This is a genomic window from Jatrophihabitans sp. (assembly GCF_051960575.1).
Classification (GTDB): Bacteria; Actinomycetota; Actinomycetes; order Mycobacteriales; family Jatrophihabitantaceae; genus JBQCEE01.
The window spans coordinates 1-18,222 of sequence record NZ_JBQCEE010000269.1 but is presented as its reverse complement, the minus strand read 5'-3'; the positions used below and the strand labels follow the sequence as shown (position 1 = coordinate 18,222).

The window sequence follows — 18,222 nt, the reverse complement described above, 5'->3', positions numbered from 1 at the left end:
CGCGCGCACCGCCGAGGCGCAGCTGCTGGTCGAGTCGGGCTGGGCGCACGAGGTCGTGGCCGACCGGCGCGCGGTGCGGGCGGCGTCGCCGCGCGTCGAGGTCACCGGCGACGAGGTCGAGCAGGTGCGCGACCCGGCGGCGAGGTCGGCACGGCTGTCCAGCCTGGCCCTGCGCACCGCCCGCGAGGCGCTCGCCGCCGGTCGGCCGGTGCTCGTCCAGGTGCCGCGCCAGGGGTACGCACCGTCGGTGGCGTGCGCGAACGACCGCACGCCCGCGCGGTGCGCGCACTGCCACGGGCCGCTCGCGGTCACCCGCACCGGCGCGGCACCGGCCTGCCGGTGGTGCGGGCGTCCGGCCGTCGACTGGGCCTGCCCGGTGTGCGGCGGGCGGCGGCTGCGCGCGTCGGTGGTCGGCGCGGTGCGTACGGCCGAGGAACTCGGGCGGGCCTTCCCGGGCGCGCCGGTGCGCACGTCCGGCGGCGACCGGGTGCTCGCCGAGGTGCCCGACGGGCCGGCCGTCGTCGTGGCGACACCGGGCGCCGAGCCGGTCGCCCCGGGCGGCTACGGCGCGGCGCTGCTGCTCGACGGGTGGGCGCTGCTCGCGCGTCCCGATCTGCGTGCGGCCGAAGAGGCCCTGCGGCGCTGGCTGGCGGCGGCCACCCTCGTCCGCGCCGACGGCCGGGTGATCGTGTCGGCCGACGCCGGGGTGCCCGCAGTCCAGGCGCTGGTGCGGTGGGATCCCGCCGGTTTCGCGGCCCGCGAGCTGGCCGAGCGGGCGGCGCTCGGGTTCCCGCCGGCCGTGCGCATGGCCGCGGTCGTCGGGCCGGCCGCCGGCGTCGCCGACCTGCTGCAGCTGGCGCAGCTGCCCGAGACCGCCGAGCTGCTCGGCACGGTGCCTGCGGGTGACGACGCCGAGCGCGCGCTCGTCCGGGCGCCCCGCCGCGCGGGTGCCGACCTCGCCGCCGCGCTGAAGACGGCGGCGTCCCTGCGCGCCGCCCGCAAGGCGGCCGACCCCGTGCGCATCGTCCTCGACCCGGCCGAGGTGGCCTGATGCCCGAGCGCACGAAATAGACTCGGGACGATGAGCACCGCAGCACCGAACGGCCACCGCGCATGACGATCCAGCCGATCCGCCTCTTCGGCGACCCCGTCCTGCGCACGCCGGCCGAGGTCGTCACCGACTTCGACAAGCAGCTGCACAAGCTCGTCGCCGATCTCGGCGAGACGATGCTGGACGCGCCGGGCGCCGGGCTCGCCGCCCCGCAGATCGGGGTCGGCCTGCGGGTCTTCGTCTACTGGGACCCCGCCGCCGACGCCGTCGCCCACCTGGTCAACCCGGTGTTGCACTTCCCGAGCGACGACGAGGAGGACGGCGACGAGGGCTGCCTGTCGATCCCAGGGCTCACCTTCGACTGCCGCCGCAAGTCGCACGTCGTCGCGCACGGCCAGAACCAGTACGGCGACCCGGTCACCGTCCAGGGTGAGGCGCGGGTGGCCCGGGCGATCCAGCACGAGACCGACCACCTCGACGGCGTGCTGTTCGTCGACCGGCTCACCCCCGAGGTGCGCCGCGAGGCGATGCGCGCGATCCGCGAGGCGCCGTGGGGCGACCGCGCCAACCCGACGATCAAGGTCAGCCCGCACGCGGGCCGCTTCTGACGTGCGGCTCGTCTTCGCGGGCACGCCCGCGCCGGCCGTCCCCGCCCTGCAGCGGCTGCTGGACGCACCCCGGCACGAGGTCGTCGCGGTCGTGACCCGTCCGGCGAAGCCCGCCGGCCGCGGCCGCAAGCAGACCGCGTCGCCCGTCGCCGACCTCGCCGCCGAGCACGGCATCCCGGTGCTCACGCCGGCGAAGCCCGGCGACGACGACTTCCTGGCCGAGCTGCGCGAATTCGCGCCGGACTGCTGCCCGGTCGTCGCCTACGGCGCCCTGCTGCCGCAGCGCACCCTCGACATCCCGACGCACGGCTGGGTGAACCTGCACTTCTCGCTGCTGCCCGCCTGGCGGGGCGCGGCGCCGGTGCAGCACGCGATCCTGCACGGCGACGACATCACCGGCGCTTCGACGTTCCGGATCGAGGCCGGTCTCGACACCGGCCCCGTCTTCGGCGTCACCACCGAGACGATCCGGCCGACCGACACCGCGGGCGACCTGCTCGAACGCCTCGCCCGCTCGGGCGCCGAACTGCTCGTGGCCACCATGGACGGCCTCGCGAGCGGCGAGCTCGTGGCCGTGCCCCAGGCACCCGACGGCGTCTCGATCGCGCCGAAGCTGACCGTCGACGACGCCCGCGTGCCGTGGCAGCAGCCGGCCCGGCACATCGACCGGCTCGTGCGCGCCTGCACGCCCGCTCCCGGCGCGTGGACGATGCTCGGCGACGACCGCTACAAGCTCGGCCCGGTGCGTCCACGGCTCGAGGGCACGCTGGCGCCCGGCGAGATCCGGCTGACCAGAGCCGGCGTCGAGGTCGGCACGCTCGACCGCGACGTCACCCTCACCACCGTGCAGCCGCCCGGCAAGCGCATGCTGCCGGCCGCCGACTGGGCCCGCGGCGCCCGGCTGCCGGAAGGCGCGCGCTTTGTCTGACGCCCGCGGAGCGCGTCGCTCGCGCAGTGGCACCGGACCGCCGGGACGCCCACGTCGCGGCGCACCGAGCCGCCCGCCCGCTGACGACCCCGCGCGGCGGGTGGCGTACGACCTGCTGCGCGCGGTGAGCGCGGACGGCGCGTATGCGAACCTGGCGCTGCCCGCCCTCATCGCCGACGCCCGCCTCGACGAGCGCGACGCCGCGCTGGCCACCGAGCTCGGGTACGGCACCGTCCGCGCCACCGGCACCCTCGACGCCGTGCTCGCGGCCTGCATCGACCGCGACCTGGCCGAGGTCGAGCCCGCCGTGCTGGATCTGCTGCGCCTCGGCGCGTACCAGGTGCTGCGCACCCGCGTGCCCTCGCACGCCGCCGTCGCCACCACCGTCGACCTCGCCCGCACCACCGAGCACGGCCGCGCCGCCGGGTTCGTCAACGCCGTGCTGCGCCGCGTCACCACCCGCGGCTGGGACGCCTGGTGCGACGAGCTCGCCGCCGGCGACCCGACGCGCCGCCTGGCGCTGCAGTACGCCCACCCCACGTGGATCGTCGAGGCCTTCGCCGCCGCCCTCGGGGAGGATGCCGCTTGTCCCCCGGCCCAGGCATCTCGAGTGGCCGGAGACGACTTGGCCGGGGGACAATCGGCATCGGGGGGTGAGCTCGAGGCGGCGCTCGCGGCCGACGACGAGCGGCCGGTGACCCACCTCGTCGCCTGGCCCGGGCGCAGCACGACCGCCGAGCTGGTCGCCGAGAGCGGCGGCGAGCCGGGGCCGTGGTCGCCGTACGCCGTGCGCACGCAGCGCGGCGATCCCGGGCGGCTCGAGGCGGTGCGCGAACGCCGCGCCGGGGTGCAGGACGAGGGCAGCCAGCTCTGCGCGGTCGCGCTGGCGTCCGCCCCGCTCGACGGGCCGGACACGCACTGGCTCGACCTGTGCGCCGGCCCCGGCGGCAAGGCCGCGCTGCTGGCCGCGCTCGCGGCCGAGCGCGGGGCCACCCTGCACGCCAACGAGCTGCGTCCGCACCGTGCCGAGCTCGTGCGGCGGGTGACCGAGCACTGGGGCGTCGAGGTGAGCGTCGGTGACGGCCGCGAACTCGCCGGCCGCGCCGGCGGCTACGACCGGGTGCTGCTCGACGCGCCGTGCACCGGGCTCGGGGCGCTGCGCCGCCGCCCGGAGGCCCGATGGCGCCGCGACCCCGCCGACGTGCCGCAGCTGGCCGAGCTGCAGCGCGAGCTCCTGGCCGCGGCGCTGCGGCTCGCCCGCCCGGGCGGCGTCGTCGCCTACGTCACCTGCTCGCCGCACCTCGCCGAGACCCGCGACGTCGTGGCGGGCCACGACCTGCTCGACGCCCGTCCCCTGCTGCCCGGCGTGCCCATGCTGGGGGACGGGCCGACGGTGCAGCTCTGGCCGCACCGACACGGCACCGACGCGATGTTCCTCGCGTTGATCCGGCGGCCGATGGGGGAGGGTGGCCAGTGACCACTCGCACCCGAGGAGGCCGCGTGCCGCACCGCCACGCCCGCTTTCGTATCCGCTCCCGCGTCGTCGTCGCGGTGCTCGTCGGGCTGGCGACCCTGTGCTCGGCACTGATCGGCGCGTCGAGCGCGTCGGCCCTCACCGCCGGCACGGTCGCGCCCGACCCGAAGGTCGGCGGCATCCTGCTCGCCGGCCAGGCCCAGCACTTCTGCACGGGCAGCGTCGTCGCGAGCCCGCGACACGACCTCGTCCTGACGGCGGCGCACTGCGTCGTCGGCGACGGCCACCGCCTGCGCTTCGTGCCCGGGCTCGACGGCAGCTCACGCCCGTACGGCACCTGGCCGGTGACGCGGGTGTACCTGCGTCCAGAGTGGATCGGCGGGCACGACGACCAGCACGACTACGCGTTCCTCGAGGTCGCGCCGATCCGCTGGCACGGCGCGCTGCGCAGGCTGCAGGACGTCGTCGGCGCCAACCGCATCGCCGCGGCGCCGGCGAACGGCCAGCGGGTGGCGGTGACCGGGTACGTCGCGGGCACCGGCGGCCGGCCGATCCGTTGCCGCACCAGCGTCTACTACCGCGGCGCCTACCCGGCCTTCGACTGCCACGGCTACCACGGCGGGGTGAGCGGCAGCCCCTGGGTGGACAACGGCGTCGTGCGCGCGGTCATCGGCGGCCTGCGGCAGGGCGGCTGCGTCGAGTCGACCTCGTACAGCTCGCAGTTCGACGCCGACCTCCTGCGCCTCTACCGGCGCGCGTCGGCCGGGTACCACCCGAACGTCGCCCCCGCGCCGACCGACGACGGCTGCTGACCCGCCGCGCTCGACCCGCCGGCGATCGCGGCGACCCGCGGCCCCGTTGCCCCGCGCCGACCCGCGCGCGCGGGGGTCGGGCGTGTCACTGCGGGGCAAGCCGGGCGAGCACCCGGTCCTAGACTCGACGCGTGCCCGAGACCCCCGCAGGACGTGCCCTGCCCGTCGCCGGCACGCCCGAGCCGATGATCGCGCCGAGCATCCTCTCGGCCGACTTCGCGCACCTGGCCGACGAGGCCGACGCGGTCGACAACGCCGACTGGCTGCACGTCGACGTGATGGACGCCCACTTCGTCCCGAACCTGACGCTCGGCCTGCCGGTCGTGCAGAGTCTGCGTAAGGCCACCGCGCTGCCGCTCGACTGCCACCTCATGATCGACGACCCCGACCGGTGGGCGCCCGGGTACGCCGAGGCCGGCGCCGCGAACGTCACCTTCCACGTCGAGGCCGCGCACGACCCGGTGCAGACGGCGCGCGCGATCCGTCGGGCCGGCGCCCTCGCCGGCCTCAGCGTCAAGCCGGGTACCCCGCTCGAGCCCTACCTCGAGGTGCTCAAGGAGTTCGACACCCTGCTCGTCATGACCGTCGAGCCCGGCTTCGGCGGCCAGAAGTTCATGGCCGAGGTGCTGCCGAAGGTGCGGCTCGCGCGCGAGCACGTGCGCGCCGGGCACCTGCGCCTGTTCGTCGAGGTCGACGGCGGTATCGCGGACGACACCATCGAGGCGGCCGCCGAGGCGGGCGCCGACGTCTTCGTGGCGGGGTCCGCCGTCTACGGCGCCGACGACCCGCGCGCGGCCGTCGAGGCGCTGCGGGCGCGTGCCCGCGGCGCGATGACCGGCTGAGGTCGCGCACGTGGACATCGACGACGACATCGCCATGCGGCGGGCCCTCGCGCTCGCCGAGAACGTGCGCGGGCTCACCAGCCCGAACACGCCGGTCGGCGCGGTGATCCTGGACGCCGACGGCCATCTCGCCGGCGCCGGCGCCACCGCCCCGCCGGGCGGCCCGCACGCCGAGGTCGTCGCCCTGCAGATGGCGGGGGAGCGGGCGCGGGGCGGCACCGCGGTGGTCACGCTCGAGCCGTGCGCCCACACCGGCCGCACCGGCCCGTGCACCGAGGCGCTGCTCGCCGCCGGCGTCGCGACCGTGGTCTACGCCGTCGACGACCCGAATCCCGTCGCCGCCGGCGGGGCGGAGGTGCTGCGCGGCCGGGGCGTCACCGTGCGCGCCGGCGTGCTCGCCGACGAGGCCGAGGCCGGTGCCCTGCAGGCCTGGCTGCACGCAACCCGCACCGGGCGCCCGTTCGTCACCTGGAAGTTCGCGGCGTCGCTCGACGGCCGGGTCGCCGCGGCCGACCGCACCGCCCGCTGGATCAGCTCGCGAGCGTCGCGGCTGGACGCGCACGCGTTCCGCGACGTCGTCGACGCCATCGTGGTCGGCAGCGGCACCGTGCTGGCCGACGACCCGCAGCTCACCGCGCGTGACGCCGACGACGCGCTGCGCGACCGGCAGCCGCTGCGGGTCGTGCTCGACCGCCGTCACCGCGTGCCGCCGACGGCGCGCGTGCTCGACGACGCCGCCGAGACCCTCGTGCTCGACACCGCCGTGCCGCGCTTCGCCCTCAAGGCGCTGTTCGACCGCGGTGCCCGGCACGTGCTGCTCGAGGGCGGCCCCACGCTGGCCGGCGCCTTCGTCGAGGCGGGCTGCGTCGACGAGGTGATCGCCTACATCGCGCCCGTGCTGCTCGGGGCCGGCCCGGCCGCCCTGAACGACGCGGGCATCAACACGATCGCCGATGCGTTGCGTCTGCACGTGGAGTCGATCGCCCCGCTGGGCGACGACGTGAAGATCGTGGGACGCCCCTCGCGGGCGGCCCGGACGGAGGGTTGAGCGCAGATGTTCACCGGCATCATCGAGGAGATCGGGGAGGTCGTGGCGGTCGAGCCGCGCGGCGACTCCGCGGTGCTCACCCTCGCCGCCGAACGCATCACCGACGACCTCACCCACGGTGCGTCCATCGCGGTGAACGGCGTCTGCCTCACCGTGGTCGGCTGGGACGGGGAAGGACGCGTGCGCATCGACTTCGACGTCATGGGCGAGACGCTGAAGCGGTCGTCGCTCGGCGCGCTCGGCCCCGGCAGCACCGTGAACCTCGAACGCGCGACCCGAGCCGACGCCCGGCTCGACGGCCACATCGTCCAGGGGCATGTCGACGGCACCGGCGTCGTCGTCAGCCGTACGCCCGGCGACGCGTGGGAGTCGGTGCGCTTCGGCCTGCCGGCCGAGCTCGCCCGCTTCGTGGCCGAGAAGGGCTCGATCGCGGTCGACGGCGTCTCGCTCACCGTCAGCGCCGTCGGCGACGACTGGTTCGAGGTCGGGCTGATCCCCGAGACCCTGCGCGCCACCACGCTCGGCACCAAGCAGCCGGGCGACCCGGTGAACCTCGAGATCGACGTCCTCGCGAAGTACGTCGCCCGATTGATGGGAACGAAATGACACTTCGACTGGACCCCGTCGAACGGGCCATCGCGGACATCAAGTCCGGCAAGGCGGTCGTCGTGATCGACGACGAGGACCGCGAGAACGAGGGCGACCTGATCTTCGCCGCCGAGCTCGCCACGCCCGAGCTGGTGGCGTTCATGGTGCGGTACACGTCCGGCTACATCTGCGTCCCGGTCACCGAGACCGACGCCGACCGGCTCGACCTGCCGCCGATGTTCCACACCAACCAGGACCGCCGCGGCACCGCCTACACCGTCACCGTCGACGCCCGCGAGGGCGTGAGCACCGGCATCTCGGCCAGCGACCGCGCGCACACGATCCGGCTGCTCGCCGACCCCGACTCGAACGCCGCCGACTTCAGCCGCCCCGGCCACGTGGTGCCGCTGCGGGCCAAGGACGGCGGCGTGCTGCGGCGTCCGGGGCACACCGAGGCGGCCGTCGACCTGGCCGTGATGGCCGGCCTGCACCCGGCCGGCGTGCTCTGCGAGATCGTGAGCGAGAAGGACCCGGCCGGCATGGCCCGCGGCGACGAGCTGCGGGTCTTCGCCGACGAGCATGACCTCGCGCTCATCTCGATCGCCGACCTCATCGCCTACCGCCGCCGCTTCGAGAAGCTGGTCGAGCGGGTCGCCAGCGCCCGGGTGCCGCTGCGCTACGGCGAGTTCCAGGCCGTCGGGTACTCGTCCAGCTACGACCAGCGCGAGCACGTCGCCTTCGTCTTCGGCGACATCGGCGACGGCGAGGACGTGCTGGTGCGCGTGCACTCCGAGTGCCTCACCGGCGACGTCTTCGGCTCGCTGCGCTGCGACTGCGGCCCGCAGCTCGACGCCGCGCTCGGTGCCGTCGCCCGCGAGGGCCGCGGTGTCGTGCTCTACATCCGCGGGCACGAGGGCCGGGGCATCGGCCTGCTGCACAAGCTGCAGGCCTACCAGCTGCAGGACGCCGGCGCCGACACCCTCGACGCCAACCTCGAGCTGGGCCTGCCGGCGGACGCCCGCGACTACGGCACCGGCGCGCAGATCCTCGTCGACCTCGGCATCCACTCGATGAAGCTGCTGACGAACAACCCGGCCAAGCGCGCGGGCCTCGAGGGCTACGGCCTGCGGGTCACCGGCCGCGTGCCGCTGCCCGTGCACGTGAACCCCGAGAACATCCGCTACCTCGAGACCAAGCGCGACCGCATGGGTCACGACCTGCAGTTCATCGACGACGAGGCCTCCGCCGAATGAGCGGGCACGGGGCGCCGGAGATGGGGCCGGTCGAGGGGGCGGCCGATCTCAAGGTCGCGGTGATCGCCAGCCGGTGGCACACCCAGGTGATGGACGGCCTGCTCGACGGCGCCCGGCGTGCCCTGGCCGACTCGAAGGTCGCCGACGTCACCGAGCTGCGCGTTCCCGGTGCGTTCGAGCTGCCCGTCGCGGCACGCCGCCTCGCCGACGCCGGGTTCGACGCCGTCATCGCCCTCGGGGTCGTCATCCGCGGCGGCACGCCGCACTTCGACTACGTCTGCGAGGGCGTCACCATCGGGCTGACGCAGCTGAGCCAGGACACCGGCGTCCCCGTCGGGTTCGGCCTGCTCACGTGCGACACCGAGCAGCAGGCGATCGACCGCGCCGGGCTTCCCGGCTCGGCCGAGGACAAGGGCTACGAGGCCACCGCGGCGGCGCTCGAGACCGCCGTCACGTTGCGCCCGTACTCACGCTCCCGCTGAGGGACGGCCGCGCCGGTCACCGATACCGTGGGTCTCGAGCACCTTCGAAGGGAGGCCCCGTCATGGGCGGTGACACCACCATCGTCGTCGGCACCGACGGCTCGCAGACCTCGTTCGCCGCGGTCGACCGCGCGGCCCGGCTGGCCGCCGACGCCGGCGCCACGCTCGTGATCGCCTGCGCCTACGAGCCGCAGCGCGGCCACGACGTCGAGCGCGCGCAGGACATCCTCGGCCCGGACGCCGCCTACCAGGTGGTCGGCTCGGCGCCGGCCGACGAGTCGCTGCGCACCGCGTCCGAGCGAGCCCACGCCGCGGCCGCCGACGTCAAGGTCGAGACGACCGCGATCAGCGGCAAGCCCGACGCCGTGCTGCAGCAGGTGGTGCGCGAGCGCAACGCCGACCTGCTCGTCGTCGGCAACCGCGGCCTGAACACCCTCGCCGGCCGGCTCATCGGCTCGGTGCCGCTCGACGTGCTGCGGCACACCCCGGTCGACGTCCTCGTGGTGCACACGACCTGAGATGGCCGACGCGGTTCCCGACGACCTCGACCTGCGGCAGCTGGTCGAGCGGCTCGAGCGGCTGGTCCTGCAGGGCGAGCGGCGGTTCACCGCCGACGAGGCGGCCGTCGAGGCAGGCCTGACCCTCGACGAGGCGCGGCAGCTGTGGCACTCGCTCGGCTTCGCGACCGAGCCCGACGAGCAGGACGAGCGGCTGTTCGGTGACAGCGACGTCGAGGCGATGCGGCTCGTCCAGCACCTCGAGGCGTTCGGGCTCGACAGCGCCGAGTTGCGGTCGTCCATGACCCGGTTCTTCGGGCAGACGTTCTCGCGGCTGGCCTCGATGGAGGGGCAGATCCTGCTCGACCACCTCGCGAAGAACCCCGAGGTGCTCGCCTCCGCCGACGGTGCCGTCGCGCTCGCCGACGAGGTGCTGCCGGTGCTCGAACGGCTGCAGAACTACGTCTGGCGGCGGCAGCTCGCGAGCTACCTCTCGCGCATCGCAGCGACCGCCGACGAGGGCGTGGGCGCGAGCGACGACGTCTGCGTCGGGTTCGCCGACCTGGCCGGGTTCACCTCCCTCACCCGCCGCCTGGACGAGAAGGAGCTGCGCTCGCTGCTCGAGCGGTTCGAGTCCCTCGCCGGCGACATCGTCGCGACCAACGGCGGCCGCATCGTCAAGACCATCGGTGACGAGGTGCTGTTCACCGTCGAGGACCCGCGGTGCGCGGCCGAGATCGCCCTGCAGCTCCTCGCGGCGGCCGACGGGCACGACGACATGCCCGACCTCCGCATCGGCGTCGCCCGCGGGCCGATCGTGCGCCGCATGGGCGACGTCTTCGGCGCGACGGTGAACATCGCCAGCCGGCTGACGAAGCTGGTGCGCCCGGGCAACGTGCTCGTCGACCGGGCGATGAGCGAGGCGCTCGAAGCGCTGGAGGGCTACGAGCTGCGGTCGCTGCGTCCGGCGGACGTGCGCGGGTATCACCGGTTGCACAGCTGGCGCCTGCGCCGGGCCGAGCGCTGAGCGGCGCCGGTACCCTCGCCGCTGAGATGAAGACCTTCGACCAGCTCTTCGCCGAGCTCACCGACCGGCAGCGCACGCGTCCGGCGGGTTCGGCGACCGTCGAGGCCCTCGACGCCGGCGTGCACGCCCAGGGCAAGAAGGTGGTCGAGGAGGCCGCCGAGTCGTGGATGGCCGCCGAGCACGAGTCGGCCGAGCGCACGGCCGAGGAGATCAGCCAGCTGCTGTACCGCGTCCAGGTGCTGATGCTGGGCAAGGGGCTCACCCTCGAGGACGTCTACCGACATCTGTGATGGCGTCGCGTCCCGCTGTTCATTTCGATCAGACAGGCTCCGTCCATGCTCCGCATCGCCGTTCCGAACAAGGGCTCGCTGTCCGAGCCCGCCAGCCAGATGCTCACCGAGGCGGGGTATCGCCAGCGCAGCGACACCCGCGAGCTCGTGCTCGCCGACCCAGACAACGACACCGAGTTCTTCTTCCTGCGGCCCCGTGACATCGCCGTCTACGTCGGCTCGGGCCAGCTCGACGTCGGCATCACCGGCGAGGACCTCCTGCTCGACTCCGGCGCCGACGCCGAGGCGATCCTGCCGCTCGGCTTCGCCGGCTCGACGTTCCGCTGGGCTGCCATGCCCGGCACCATCAGCGGCATCGGCGACCTCACCGGCAAGCGGATCGCCACCGCCTATCCCGGGGTCGTCCAGGCCTGGCTCTCCGAACGGGGGATCAGCGCGTCGGTCATCCGCCTCGACGGCGCGGTCGAGACCTCGGTGCGGCTCGGCGTCGCCGACGTCATCGCCGACGTCGTCTCGACCGGCACGACGCTGCGCAACGCCGGGCTCGAGATCGTCGGCGAGCCGCTGCTGACCAGCCAGGCCGTGCTCATCCAGCGCACCGGCACCGCCGCGTCGCCCCGCGTCGAGCAGCTGGTGCGCCGGCTGCAGGGCGTGATCATCGCCCGCCAGTACGTGCTGATGGACTACGACATCCCCGACGAGCTCGTCGAGCGGGCCGTCGGCATCACGCCGGGCATCGAGTCGCCCACCGTCTCGCCGCTGCACGAGCGTGGCTGGTCGGCCGTGCGGTCGATGGTCAAGCGGCGCGAGACCAACCAGGTGATGGACGAGCTGTGGGAGCTTGGCGCCCGCGGCATCATCGTGACCAGCATTCATGCATGCCGTCTGTGAGTGACCCGTCGCCCGTGACCGAGCAGCCCACCATCGTGTCCGCCCGCCCGATCCGCACGGCGCGGCTCGCGATGGCGTCCGCGGCAGTGGTTTTCGTCGTGATGGTGGCCGTCGCGTTCCTCGAACCCAGCCACAACGCCGGGGCCCACTTCGGGGTCAAGGACCAGGTCTTCACCGTGATCATCGGGGTGATCCTCGCCGTCGGGCTGCTGCTGCCGACCCGGCCCCGGTTGGTGGCCGATGCCGACGGCGTGCGGGTGCGCGGCTTCGTCGGCGCCTGGAAGACGGTGCCGTGGGAACTCGTGCAGCGCGTCGAGTTCCCGTCGAACGCCCGGCTGGCGCGGCTGGTGCTGCCCGGCGAGGAGCTCATCGCCATCGCCGCCGTGCAGCGCTACGACCGCGAGCAGGCGGTGTCGGCGATGCGCGGCCTGCGCGGGTTGTTCGCGGCCACGCGGGCGACACAGGAAAAGACACCGCCGCAGGAGTAGACAGGCGGTCGTGGACGCCGCCCCGCTGCTCGGTGCGGCGCTGCTGCTCGTCCTGCTTGCCGCCCTGGCCTACGTGCGGTTCCGGCACCGCGACCTCGGCAGCACCGCCGACCGGGCCACCTTCACGACGCTGCACACGGCCGCGCTGGCGACACCGGGCCTGCGCGAGGGGCTGACCCCGCACGGTGCCGAGCGGGCGGTGAGGCACCTGCGCGCGCTGCTCGGCGCGACGGCGGTCGCGCTCGTCGACGGCGACCGGCTGCTGGCCGCCGACGGCGGGCCGCACGAGCACACCGCGCTCGCCATGACGCACGCCGCCGAGGTGCTGCGCAGCGGGCGCACCGACGTGCGCCGCGACGTGTCGTGCGGCGCGCCCGACTGCCCCGTGCGCACGGCCGTCGCGGCGCCCCTGACCGACGGCGACACCGTGGTCGGGGCGCTGGTCGCGTATGGGCGCGAGGCATCGGCGACCCGGGTGCGGGCCGTCGACGAGGTGGCCGGCTGGGTGTCGGGGCAGATCGAGATCGCGTCGGCCGAGGCGCAGCGCACGCGGCTGATCGAGGCCGAGCTGCGCGCGCTGCGCGCCCAGATCAGCCCGCACTTCGTCTACAACTCGCTCACCGCGATCGCGTCGTTCATGCGCACCGACCCCGAGCGGGCGCGCGAGCTGCTGCTCGAGTTCGCCGACTTCACCAGGTACGCGCTGCGCCGCGGCGGCGAGTTCACGACGCTGGCCGACGAGTTGCGCAACGTCGAGCGCTACCTCGTGCTCGAGCAGGCCCGCTTCGGTGACCGGCTGCGCGTCACCGTCGTCGTCGCGCCGGAGGTGCTGCCCGTGTCCGTGCCGTTCCTCGCCGTGCAGCCGCTCGTCGAGAACGCCGTGAAGCACGGCTTCGAGGGGACGGCGGGGGCGGTGACGGTGTCGATCGTCGCCGCCGACGCGGGGGACGAGGCGGTGATCAGCATCGAGGACGACGGGGCGGGCGCCGATCCGGACGTCATCCGCCGGGCCCTCGAGGACGCCGACGACACGCGCCGGTCGATCGGGCTGGGCAACGTCGACGCCCGGCTGCGGCACGTCTACGGCGACGCCTACGGCCTCGTCGTCGAGACAGCGCCGGGTGCGGGCACCCGAGTCGTCCTCCGCGTGCCGAAGTTCGCGCCCGGCGCGATGGCGGGTTGAGCGGCGAGGATCGCGGCCGATGGGGAGGGCCTCGTCGGTCGGAGGGTGTGGCTGTGTCGTTCGTGCGCCGCGTGCGGCTGTGGTACCAGCTCGTCTGCGCCCGTGAGGACGCGCGCCACCTGGGCGTCGTCGTGCCGTCGGGTGTCTGGGCCTGCGCTCCGTGCCGGGGCGTCTTCCTCGACGACCTGGAATTCGTGGTCCACGCCCACTGATCCGTCGTTTCTGGCGGCGCGCGGGGTTAGCCTGCGCGCATGATCGGTGCGGCGCAGGGCGACGGTGGTGCCCTGCGGGCCCTCGTCGTCGACGACGAGGCGCCGGCCCGCGACGAGCTCGCCTGGCTGCTGCGGCAGGACGACCGCATCGCCGCGGTGCGTACGGCGGCCGACGCGGCCGAGGCGCTGCGGCTGCTGCACGACGAGCCGGTCGACGTGCTGTTCTGCGACATCAAGATGCCGGGGCTGGACGGCGTCGAGCTGGCCCGGGTGCTGAGCCGGTTCGCGTCCCCGCCGCAGATCGTGTTCGTCACCGCGTACGACGACCACGCGGTCGAGGCGTTCGACCTGCACGCGGCCGACTACGTGATGAAGCCGGTGCGGGCCGAGCGGCTGGCCGAGGCGGTGCGCCGGGTGGCGGGCTCGGGTGCGCCGCCGCCGGAGGACGAGACGATCCCCGTCGAGCTCGGCGGGGTCACCCGCTTCGTGCGCCGGTCGGAGGTGCGCTTCGTCGAGGCGCAGGGCGATTACGCGCGGCTGCACACGGCCACCGGCAGCCATCTCGTCCGGGTGCCGCTGTCGGTGCTCGAGGAGCGGTGGGCGGCCGCCGGGTTCGCCCGCATCCACCGCAGCACGCTGGTCGCCCTGGCCCACGTCGACGAGGTGCGCACCGTCGACGGCCGGTGCAGCGTGCGGCTGGGCACCGAGCCGCCGGTCGAGCTGCCGGTGAGCCGCCGGCACACGCGCGAGCTGCGTGACCTGCTGGCGCGGCGATGAGGCCGCGCTCGGTGGGGTGGTGACGGGGTGACCGAGCGGGTGCGGGTGACGCATCGGCGGGTGCAGGCCGCCCGCCGGGCGCCGGCGCGTGCGGTCGTGCACGAGATCGACGAGCAGACCCGCCTCGGCGAGGTGTACATGTCCTCGCTGATCCGCAGCCAGCGCCGGCTGGCCGTCGTCACCGTGCTGACGGTGGCGCTGCTGCTCGGCGGCGTGGCCGTCGCCGGGGGCGTGGCGCCCGGGTTCGCCCGGCTGCGGGTGTTCGGGCTGCCGGTGCCGTGGCTGGTGCTCGGCGCGCTCGTGTACCCGGCACTCATCGCGCTGGCCTGGTACACGGTGCGGCACGCCGAGCGCAACGAACGCACCTTCACCGAGCTGGTGCGCCGCCGTGAGTGAGCGCACCGCGGCCGTGCTCGCCGTGGTGGTCGTGGCGCTCGCGACGACGGTGGCGGGCTCGTTCGGGTTGCGCCGCGCCCGCACGACGAGCGACTTCTACGTCGCGGCCCGCGCGGTCACCCCGCGCTGGAACGCGGCGGCGATCGGCGGCGAGTACCTGTCGGCGGCCTCCTACCTCGGCATCGCCGGACTGATCCTTGCCTACGGCTTCGACATGCTCTGGTATCCCGTCGGCTACACCGCGGGCTACCTGGTGCTGCTGGCGCTGGTGGCGGCGCCGCTGCGGCGCAGCGGGGCGTACACGCTGCCGGACTTCGCGCAGATCCGCCTCGGGTCGCCGCTGGTGCGCCGCGTCGCGTCGCTGCTCGTCGTGGTGATCGGCTGGCTCTACCTCGTGCCGCAACTGCAGGGTGCCTCGCTCGCGCTCGGCACCCAGACCGGTGCGCCGTCGTGGGTCGGCGGCCTGCTCGTCTGCGTGATCGTGCTGGTCTCGGTCGTCGTCGGCGGCATGCGGTCGATCACCTTCGCCCAGGCGATGCAGTTCTGGCTGAAGTTCGTCGCCCTGCTTGTGCCGGTGCTCGTGCTGGTCGGTGTGTGGCAGCACCGCGACGACGCGCTGGGCCGTGGCCATCCGGTGGCGCAGCAGCACACGGTCGTGCGGCTGGGCGGCGCCACGACCGTGCAGGTGCCGGCCGACGAGACGCTGCGGGTCGCGGGCAGCGTCGACGGGCGGCGGGTCGACGGTGCCGTCAGGCTCACCGCCGGCGTCCACCGGCTCGGCGCGCACACGACGGTGACCCTCGAGCGCGGCGACGTCGTGCCGGTGCTGCACGGGCTGCCCGCCCGCGACAACGCCGCCTGGCTGCGTCCGATGGGATCGGGGTCGCCGCACCCGCTCTACGCGACGCTCTCGCTGATCATCGCGATCTGTCTCGGGACGATGGGGTTGCCGCACGTGCTCGTGCGCTTCTACACCAACCCCGACGGCCGCGACACGCGGCGCACGACGCTCGTCGTCATCGGGCTGTTGTCCGGGTTCTACCTGCTGCCGACGATCTACGCCGCGCTCGCCCGCCACTACGTGCCCGACCTGCTGCTCACCGGGCGCACCGACGCCACGGTGCTGCTGCTGCCCGGGCGCATGCTCGGCGGGCAGGCAGGCGTGCTGCTGTCGGCACTCGTGACGGCGGGCGCCTTCGCCGCGTTCCTGTCCACCGCGTCCGGGCTCACCGTCTCGGTCGCGGGTGTCATATCGCAGGACGTGCTGCGGCGCGACGGCGCCGCACGGGGCGGACGCGAGCAACGCATCCGGTCGTTCCGGCTCGCCGCCGTCGCCGCGGTGCTCGTGCCCTACCTGCTCAGCCTGCCCGCGCAGCGGCTCGGCCTCGCGGCCGTCGTCGGGCTCGCCTTCGCCCTCGCGGCCGCGACATTCTGCCCGCTGCTCGTGCTGGGCATCTGGTGGCGCGGGCTCACCGACGCCGGCGCGCTCACCGGGCTGCTCACCGGCGGGGTGCTCGCCACGGCGGCCGTCGTCTCGACGCTGACCTACGCGCCCGCGCACGGCTGGCCGGCCGCACTGCTCGCCCAGCCCGCGGCCTGGGCGGTGCCGATCACGACCGCGGTCATGGTCGGCGTCTCGCTGGCGACGCCGCGGCGCGTCCCGGCCGACACGGCCCGGGTCATGGTGCGGCTGCACGCGCCCGAGGCCGTGCTGGCCGAGCTGTCGGCCCACCGTTCGTCGCGCTGAACCGACCGTTCGGCGCAGGCGCGTCCCCGTCCGGCGACGAGGTCCGACGTCCGGCGACAGCGTCTCGCGCGGTGACCGGCGTCACTGGCACGGTCGGCCTGTCCGGTCCGACGCAGTGATTCGCAGTGACAGGAGACTCCGCCATGACCACCATCCGCGGTACACAGCAGGACGAGGTCGTCAGCACACCGACGACCACCGGTGCGGGCTTCGCCGATCCCGGCCCGCTCGGCCTGGCCGGCTTCGCCGGCACCACGTTCTTCCTCTCCGTCATCAACACGAACATGCTGGGCGCCTCGGTACAGACCGTCGTACTGGGGCTCGCCCTGTTCTACGGCGGCATCGCGCAGTTGCTCGCCGGCATGTGGGAGTTCGCCAAGGGCAACACCTTCGGCGCGGTCGCGTTCACTTCGTACGGCGCCTTCTGGCTCTCGTTCTGGTACCTGCTCGAACACCTGCCGACAGCGGCCAAGCCGAACGACCTGTTCCACGGTGTGGGGCTCTACCTGCTGGTCTGGACGATCTTCACCGCGTACATGACGGTGGTCGCCAGCCGCACCTCGGGCGCGATCCTCGCGGTCTTCGCGCTCCTCACCCTGACCTTCCTCGCGCTGACCATCGGCTGGTTCGCCTACTCGGCGAAGGATTTCGCGGCGAACAGCAGCGGGTGGATCCACCTCGGCGGCTGGCTCGGGCTCGTGACCGCCGCCGCGGCCTGGTACGCCTCGCTCGCCGGCGTCATGAACGCGACCGCGAAGCGCGTCGTCTTCCCGACCTTCCCGCGCTAGGTTCGGGCGTATGACCGAGACGCTGTCGAACCTGTCCCACGAGAGCCGTCGCTTCCCGCCGCCGGAGGCATTCACCGCGAGCGCGAACGTCACCGAGGGCGCCTACGACGAGGCGAACGCCGACCGCCTCGCGTTCTGGGCGAAGCAGGCCGAGCGGCTCACGTGGGCGCAGCCGTGGACGGACATTCTCGACTGGTCGGGCGCGCCGGTGGCGAAGTGGTTCATCGGCGGCAAGCTCAACGTGGCCTACAACTGCGTCGACCGGCACGTCGAGGCGGGTCACGGTGAGCAGGTCGCGTACCACTGGGAGGGCGAGCCCGGCGACAAGCGCGCGATCACCTACGCCGAGCTGAAGGACCTCGTCTGCCAGGCGGCGAACGCGCTGACCTCGCTGGGGGTGCACCGCGGGGATCGGGTGGCGATCTACATGCCGATGATCCCCGAGACGGTCGTGGCCATGCTGGCCTGCGCCCGCCTCGGCGCGCTGCACACCGTGGTGTTCGGCGGGTTCTCGTCCACCGCCCTGAGCGACCGGATCATCGACTGCGACGCCCGAGTCGTGATCACTGCCGACGGCGGCTACCGGCGCGGTGCGCCGTCGGCGCTGAAGCCGGCGGTGGACGAGGCACTGCTGAAGTGCCCGGACGTGCGGTCGGTGCTCGTCGTGCGGCGCACGGGGCAGGACGTCGAGTGGGACGCCGAGCGCGACGTGTGGTGGCACGAGCTGGTCGACAAGCAGTCGACCGAGCACGAGCCCGAGGCGTTCGACTCGGAGCACCCGCTGTTCGTCATGTACACGTCGGGCTCGACGGGCAAGCCGAAGGGCATCCTGCACACGTC

The 18,222-nt window shown here is 74.3% G+C and carries 21 protein-coding genes and 1 pseudogene; all 22 read left to right on the top strand.

The annotated features are described in order from the left end of the window. Positions 1 to 1,051, top strand: a pseudogene (locus ACTHMS_RS15315) (primosome assembly protein PriA); the annotation flags it as partial. 62 nt (positions 1,052 to 1,113) lie between these two features. Then, on the top strand, positions 1,114 to 1,659 hold the full coding sequence (gene def, locus ACTHMS_RS15310) for a peptide deformylase (protein ID WP_440307536.1): 546 nt from the start codon (positions 1,114 to 1,116) through the stop codon (positions 1,657 to 1,659). A gap of 1 nt (position 1,660) precedes the next feature. Then, on the top strand, positions 1,661 to 2,587 hold the full coding sequence (gene fmt / locus ACTHMS_RS15305; RefSeq protein WP_440307535.1) for a methionyl-tRNA formyltransferase: 927 nt from the start codon (positions 1,661 to 1,663) through the stop codon (positions 2,585 to 2,587). Then, a complete protein-coding gene (locus ACTHMS_RS15300) occupies positions 2,580 to 4,064 on the top strand; it encodes an RsmB/NOP family class I SAM-dependent RNA methyltransferase (RefSeq protein WP_440307534.1) in 1,485 nt (494 codons plus the stop codon). Before fmt ends, ACTHMS_RS15300 begins: the two co-directional genes overlap by 8 nt. A 23-nt stretch (positions 4,065 to 4,087) precedes the next feature. Then, positions 4,088 to 4,873: a trypsin-like serine peptidase gene (locus ACTHMS_RS15295; protein ID WP_440307533.1), complete on the top strand. Its 786-nt coding sequence runs from the start codon at positions 4,088 to 4,090 to the stop codon at positions 4,871 to 4,873. 185 nt (positions 4,874 to 5,058) lie between these two features. Continuing rightward, on the top strand, positions 5,059 to 5,715 hold the full coding sequence (rpe, locus tag ACTHMS_RS15290; RefSeq protein ID WP_440307538.1) for a ribulose-phosphate 3-epimerase: 657 nt from the start codon (positions 5,059 to 5,061) through the stop codon (positions 5,713 to 5,715). Between the two features lie 34 nt (positions 5,716 to 5,749). Further along, complete coding sequence (ribD, locus tag ACTHMS_RS15285) at positions 5,750 to 6,763, top strand: bifunctional diaminohydroxyphosphoribosylaminopyrimidine deaminase/5-amino-6-(5-phosphoribosylamino)uracil reductase RibD (RefSeq protein ID WP_440307537.1); 1,014 nt, start codon at positions 5,750 to 5,752, stop codon at positions 6,761 to 6,763. Between the two features lie 6 nt (positions 6,764 to 6,769). Further along, complete coding sequence (locus ACTHMS_RS15280) at positions 6,770 to 7,369, top strand: riboflavin synthase (RefSeq protein WP_440307532.1); 600 nt, start codon at positions 6,770 to 6,772, stop codon at positions 7,367 to 7,369. Further along, a complete protein-coding gene (locus tag ACTHMS_RS15275; protein WP_440307531.1) occupies positions 7,366 to 8,604 on the top strand; it encodes a bifunctional 3,4-dihydroxy-2-butanone-4-phosphate synthase/GTP cyclohydrolase II in 1,239 nt (412 codons plus the stop codon). The genes ACTHMS_RS15280 and ACTHMS_RS15275 overlap by 4 nt, the downstream gene beginning before the upstream one ends. After that, positions 8,601 to 9,086 carry a 6,7-dimethyl-8-ribityllumazine synthase gene (gene ribH, locus ACTHMS_RS15270; RefSeq protein WP_440307530.1) on the top strand — a complete coding sequence of 162 codons (486 nt, stop codon included), beginning with the start codon at positions 8,601 to 8,603 and terminating at the stop codon, positions 9,084 to 9,086. The genes ACTHMS_RS15275 and ribH overlap by 4 nt, the downstream gene beginning before the upstream one ends. 62 nt (positions 9,087 to 9,148) lie before the next feature. Further along, positions 9,149 to 9,604 carry a universal stress protein gene (locus ACTHMS_RS15265; RefSeq protein WP_440307529.1) on the top strand — a complete coding sequence of 152 codons (456 nt, stop codon included), beginning with the start codon at positions 9,149 to 9,151 and terminating at the stop codon, positions 9,602 to 9,604. A gap of 1 nt (position 9,605) precedes the next feature. Continuing rightward, positions 9,606 to 10,610: an adenylate/guanylate cyclase domain-containing protein gene (locus ACTHMS_RS15260; protein ID WP_440307528.1), complete on the top strand. Its 1,005-nt coding sequence runs from the start codon at positions 9,606 to 9,608 to the stop codon at positions 10,608 to 10,610. Positions 10,611 to 10,636: 26 nt separating this feature from the next. Further along, on the top strand, positions 10,637 to 10,900 hold the full coding sequence (locus tag ACTHMS_RS15255) for a phosphoribosyl-ATP diphosphatase (protein ID WP_440307527.1): 264 nt from the start codon (positions 10,637 to 10,639) through the stop codon (positions 10,898 to 10,900). 45 nt (positions 10,901 to 10,945) lie between these two features. After that, the gene (hisG, locus tag ACTHMS_RS15250) at positions 10,946 to 11,791 is read left to right on the top strand and encodes an ATP phosphoribosyltransferase (protein ID WP_440307526.1); all 846 of its coding nucleotides are present in this window, start codon (positions 10,946 to 10,948) and stop codon (positions 11,789 to 11,791) included. Further along, entirely contained in the window at positions 11,779 to 12,279 is a 501-nt protein-coding gene (locus tag ACTHMS_RS15245) for a PH domain-containing protein (RefSeq protein ID WP_440307525.1), read from the top strand. Before hisG ends, ACTHMS_RS15245 begins: the two co-directional genes overlap by 13 nt. Before the next feature lie 10 nt (positions 12,280 to 12,289). Further along, positions 12,290 to 13,462 (top strand): histidine kinase, encoded by a 1,173-nt coding sequence (locus ACTHMS_RS15240; protein ID WP_440307524.1) that lies wholly within the window; start codon positions 12,290 to 12,292, stop codon positions 13,460 to 13,462. A gap of 53 nt (positions 13,463 to 13,515) precedes the next feature. After that, positions 13,516 to 13,674 (top strand): hypothetical protein, encoded by a 159-nt coding sequence (locus ACTHMS_RS15235; protein WP_440307523.1) that lies wholly within the window; start codon positions 13,516 to 13,518, stop codon positions 13,672 to 13,674. 39 nt (positions 13,675 to 13,713) lie between these two features. Beyond that, on the top strand, positions 13,714 to 14,451 hold the full coding sequence (locus ACTHMS_RS15230; RefSeq protein ID WP_440307522.1) for a LytR/AlgR family response regulator transcription factor: 738 nt from the start codon (positions 13,714 to 13,716) through the stop codon (positions 14,449 to 14,451). A 27-nt stretch (positions 14,452 to 14,478) separates the two neighbouring features. After that, complete coding sequence (locus ACTHMS_RS15225; RefSeq protein WP_440307521.1) at positions 14,479 to 14,847, top strand: hypothetical protein; 369 nt, start codon at positions 14,479 to 14,481, stop codon at positions 14,845 to 14,847. Continuing rightward, positions 14,840 to 16,594, top strand: a complete 1,755-nt coding sequence (locus tag ACTHMS_RS15220; protein ID WP_440307520.1) for a sodium/solute symporter — start codon at positions 14,840 to 14,842, stop codon at positions 16,592 to 16,594. Before ACTHMS_RS15225 ends, ACTHMS_RS15220 begins: the two co-directional genes overlap by 8 nt. 143 nt (positions 16,595 to 16,737) lie before the next feature. Beyond that, the gene (locus ACTHMS_RS15215; RefSeq protein WP_440307519.1) at positions 16,738 to 17,382 is read left to right on the top strand and encodes an acetate uptake transporter; all 645 of its coding nucleotides are present in this window, start codon (positions 16,738 to 16,740) and stop codon (positions 17,380 to 17,382) included. Positions 17,383 to 17,392: 10 nt separating this feature from the next. Beyond that, a partial coding sequence (locus tag ACTHMS_RS15210; protein WP_440307518.1) for an AMP-binding protein occupies positions 17,393 to 18,222 on the top strand: 830 nt, incomplete at its 3' end.

Excerpts from the sequence above, each read along its gene's own strand:
- ribH (WP_440307530.1), top strand. The coding sequence starts at position 8,601 with ATGAGCGGGCACGGGGCGCCGGAGATGGGGCCGGTCGAGGGGGCGGCC.
- ACTHMS_RS15255 (WP_440307527.1), top strand. The coding sequence starts at position 10,637 with ATGAAGACCTTCGACCAGCTCTTCGCCGAGCTCACCGACCGGCAGCGC.
- ribD (WP_440307537.1), top strand. The coding sequence starts at position 5,750 with ATGCGGCGGGCCCTCGCGCTCGCCGAGAACGTGCGCGGGCTCACCAGC.
- ACTHMS_RS15275 (WP_440307531.1), top strand. The coding sequence starts at position 7,366 with ATGACACTTCGACTGGACCCCGTCGAACGGGCCATCGCGGACATCAAG.
- ACTHMS_RS15265 (WP_440307529.1), top strand. The coding sequence starts at position 9,149 with ATGGGCGGTGACACCACCATCGTCGTCGGCACCGACGGCTCGCAGACC.
- ACTHMS_RS15245 (WP_440307525.1), top strand. The coding sequence starts at position 11,779 with ATGCCGTCTGTGAGTGACCCGTCGCCCGTGACCGAGCAGCCCACCATC.
- ACTHMS_RS15280 (WP_440307532.1), top strand. The coding sequence starts at position 6,770 with ATGTTCACCGGCATCATCGAGGAGATCGGGGAGGTCGTGGCGGTCGAG.
- ACTHMS_RS15230 (WP_440307522.1), top strand. The coding sequence starts at position 13,714 with ATGATCGGTGCGGCGCAGGGCGACGGTGGTGCCCTGCGGGCCCTCGTC.
- ACTHMS_RS15260 (WP_440307528.1), top strand. The coding sequence starts at position 9,606 with ATGGCCGACGCGGTTCCCGACGACCTCGACCTGCGGCAGCTGGTCGAG.
- ACTHMS_RS15215 (WP_440307519.1), top strand. The coding sequence starts at position 16,738 with ATGACCACCATCCGCGGTACACAGCAGGACGAGGTCGTCAGCACACCG.
- def (WP_440307536.1), top strand. The coding sequence starts at position 1,114 with ATGACGATCCAGCCGATCCGCCTCTTCGGCGACCCCGTCCTGCGCACG.
- rpe (WP_440307538.1), top strand. The coding sequence starts at position 5,059 with ATGATCGCGCCGAGCATCCTCTCGGCCGACTTCGCGCACCTGGCCGAC.
- hisG (WP_440307526.1), top strand. The coding sequence starts at position 10,946 with ATGCTCCGCATCGCCGTTCCGAACAAGGGCTCGCTGTCCGAGCCCGCC.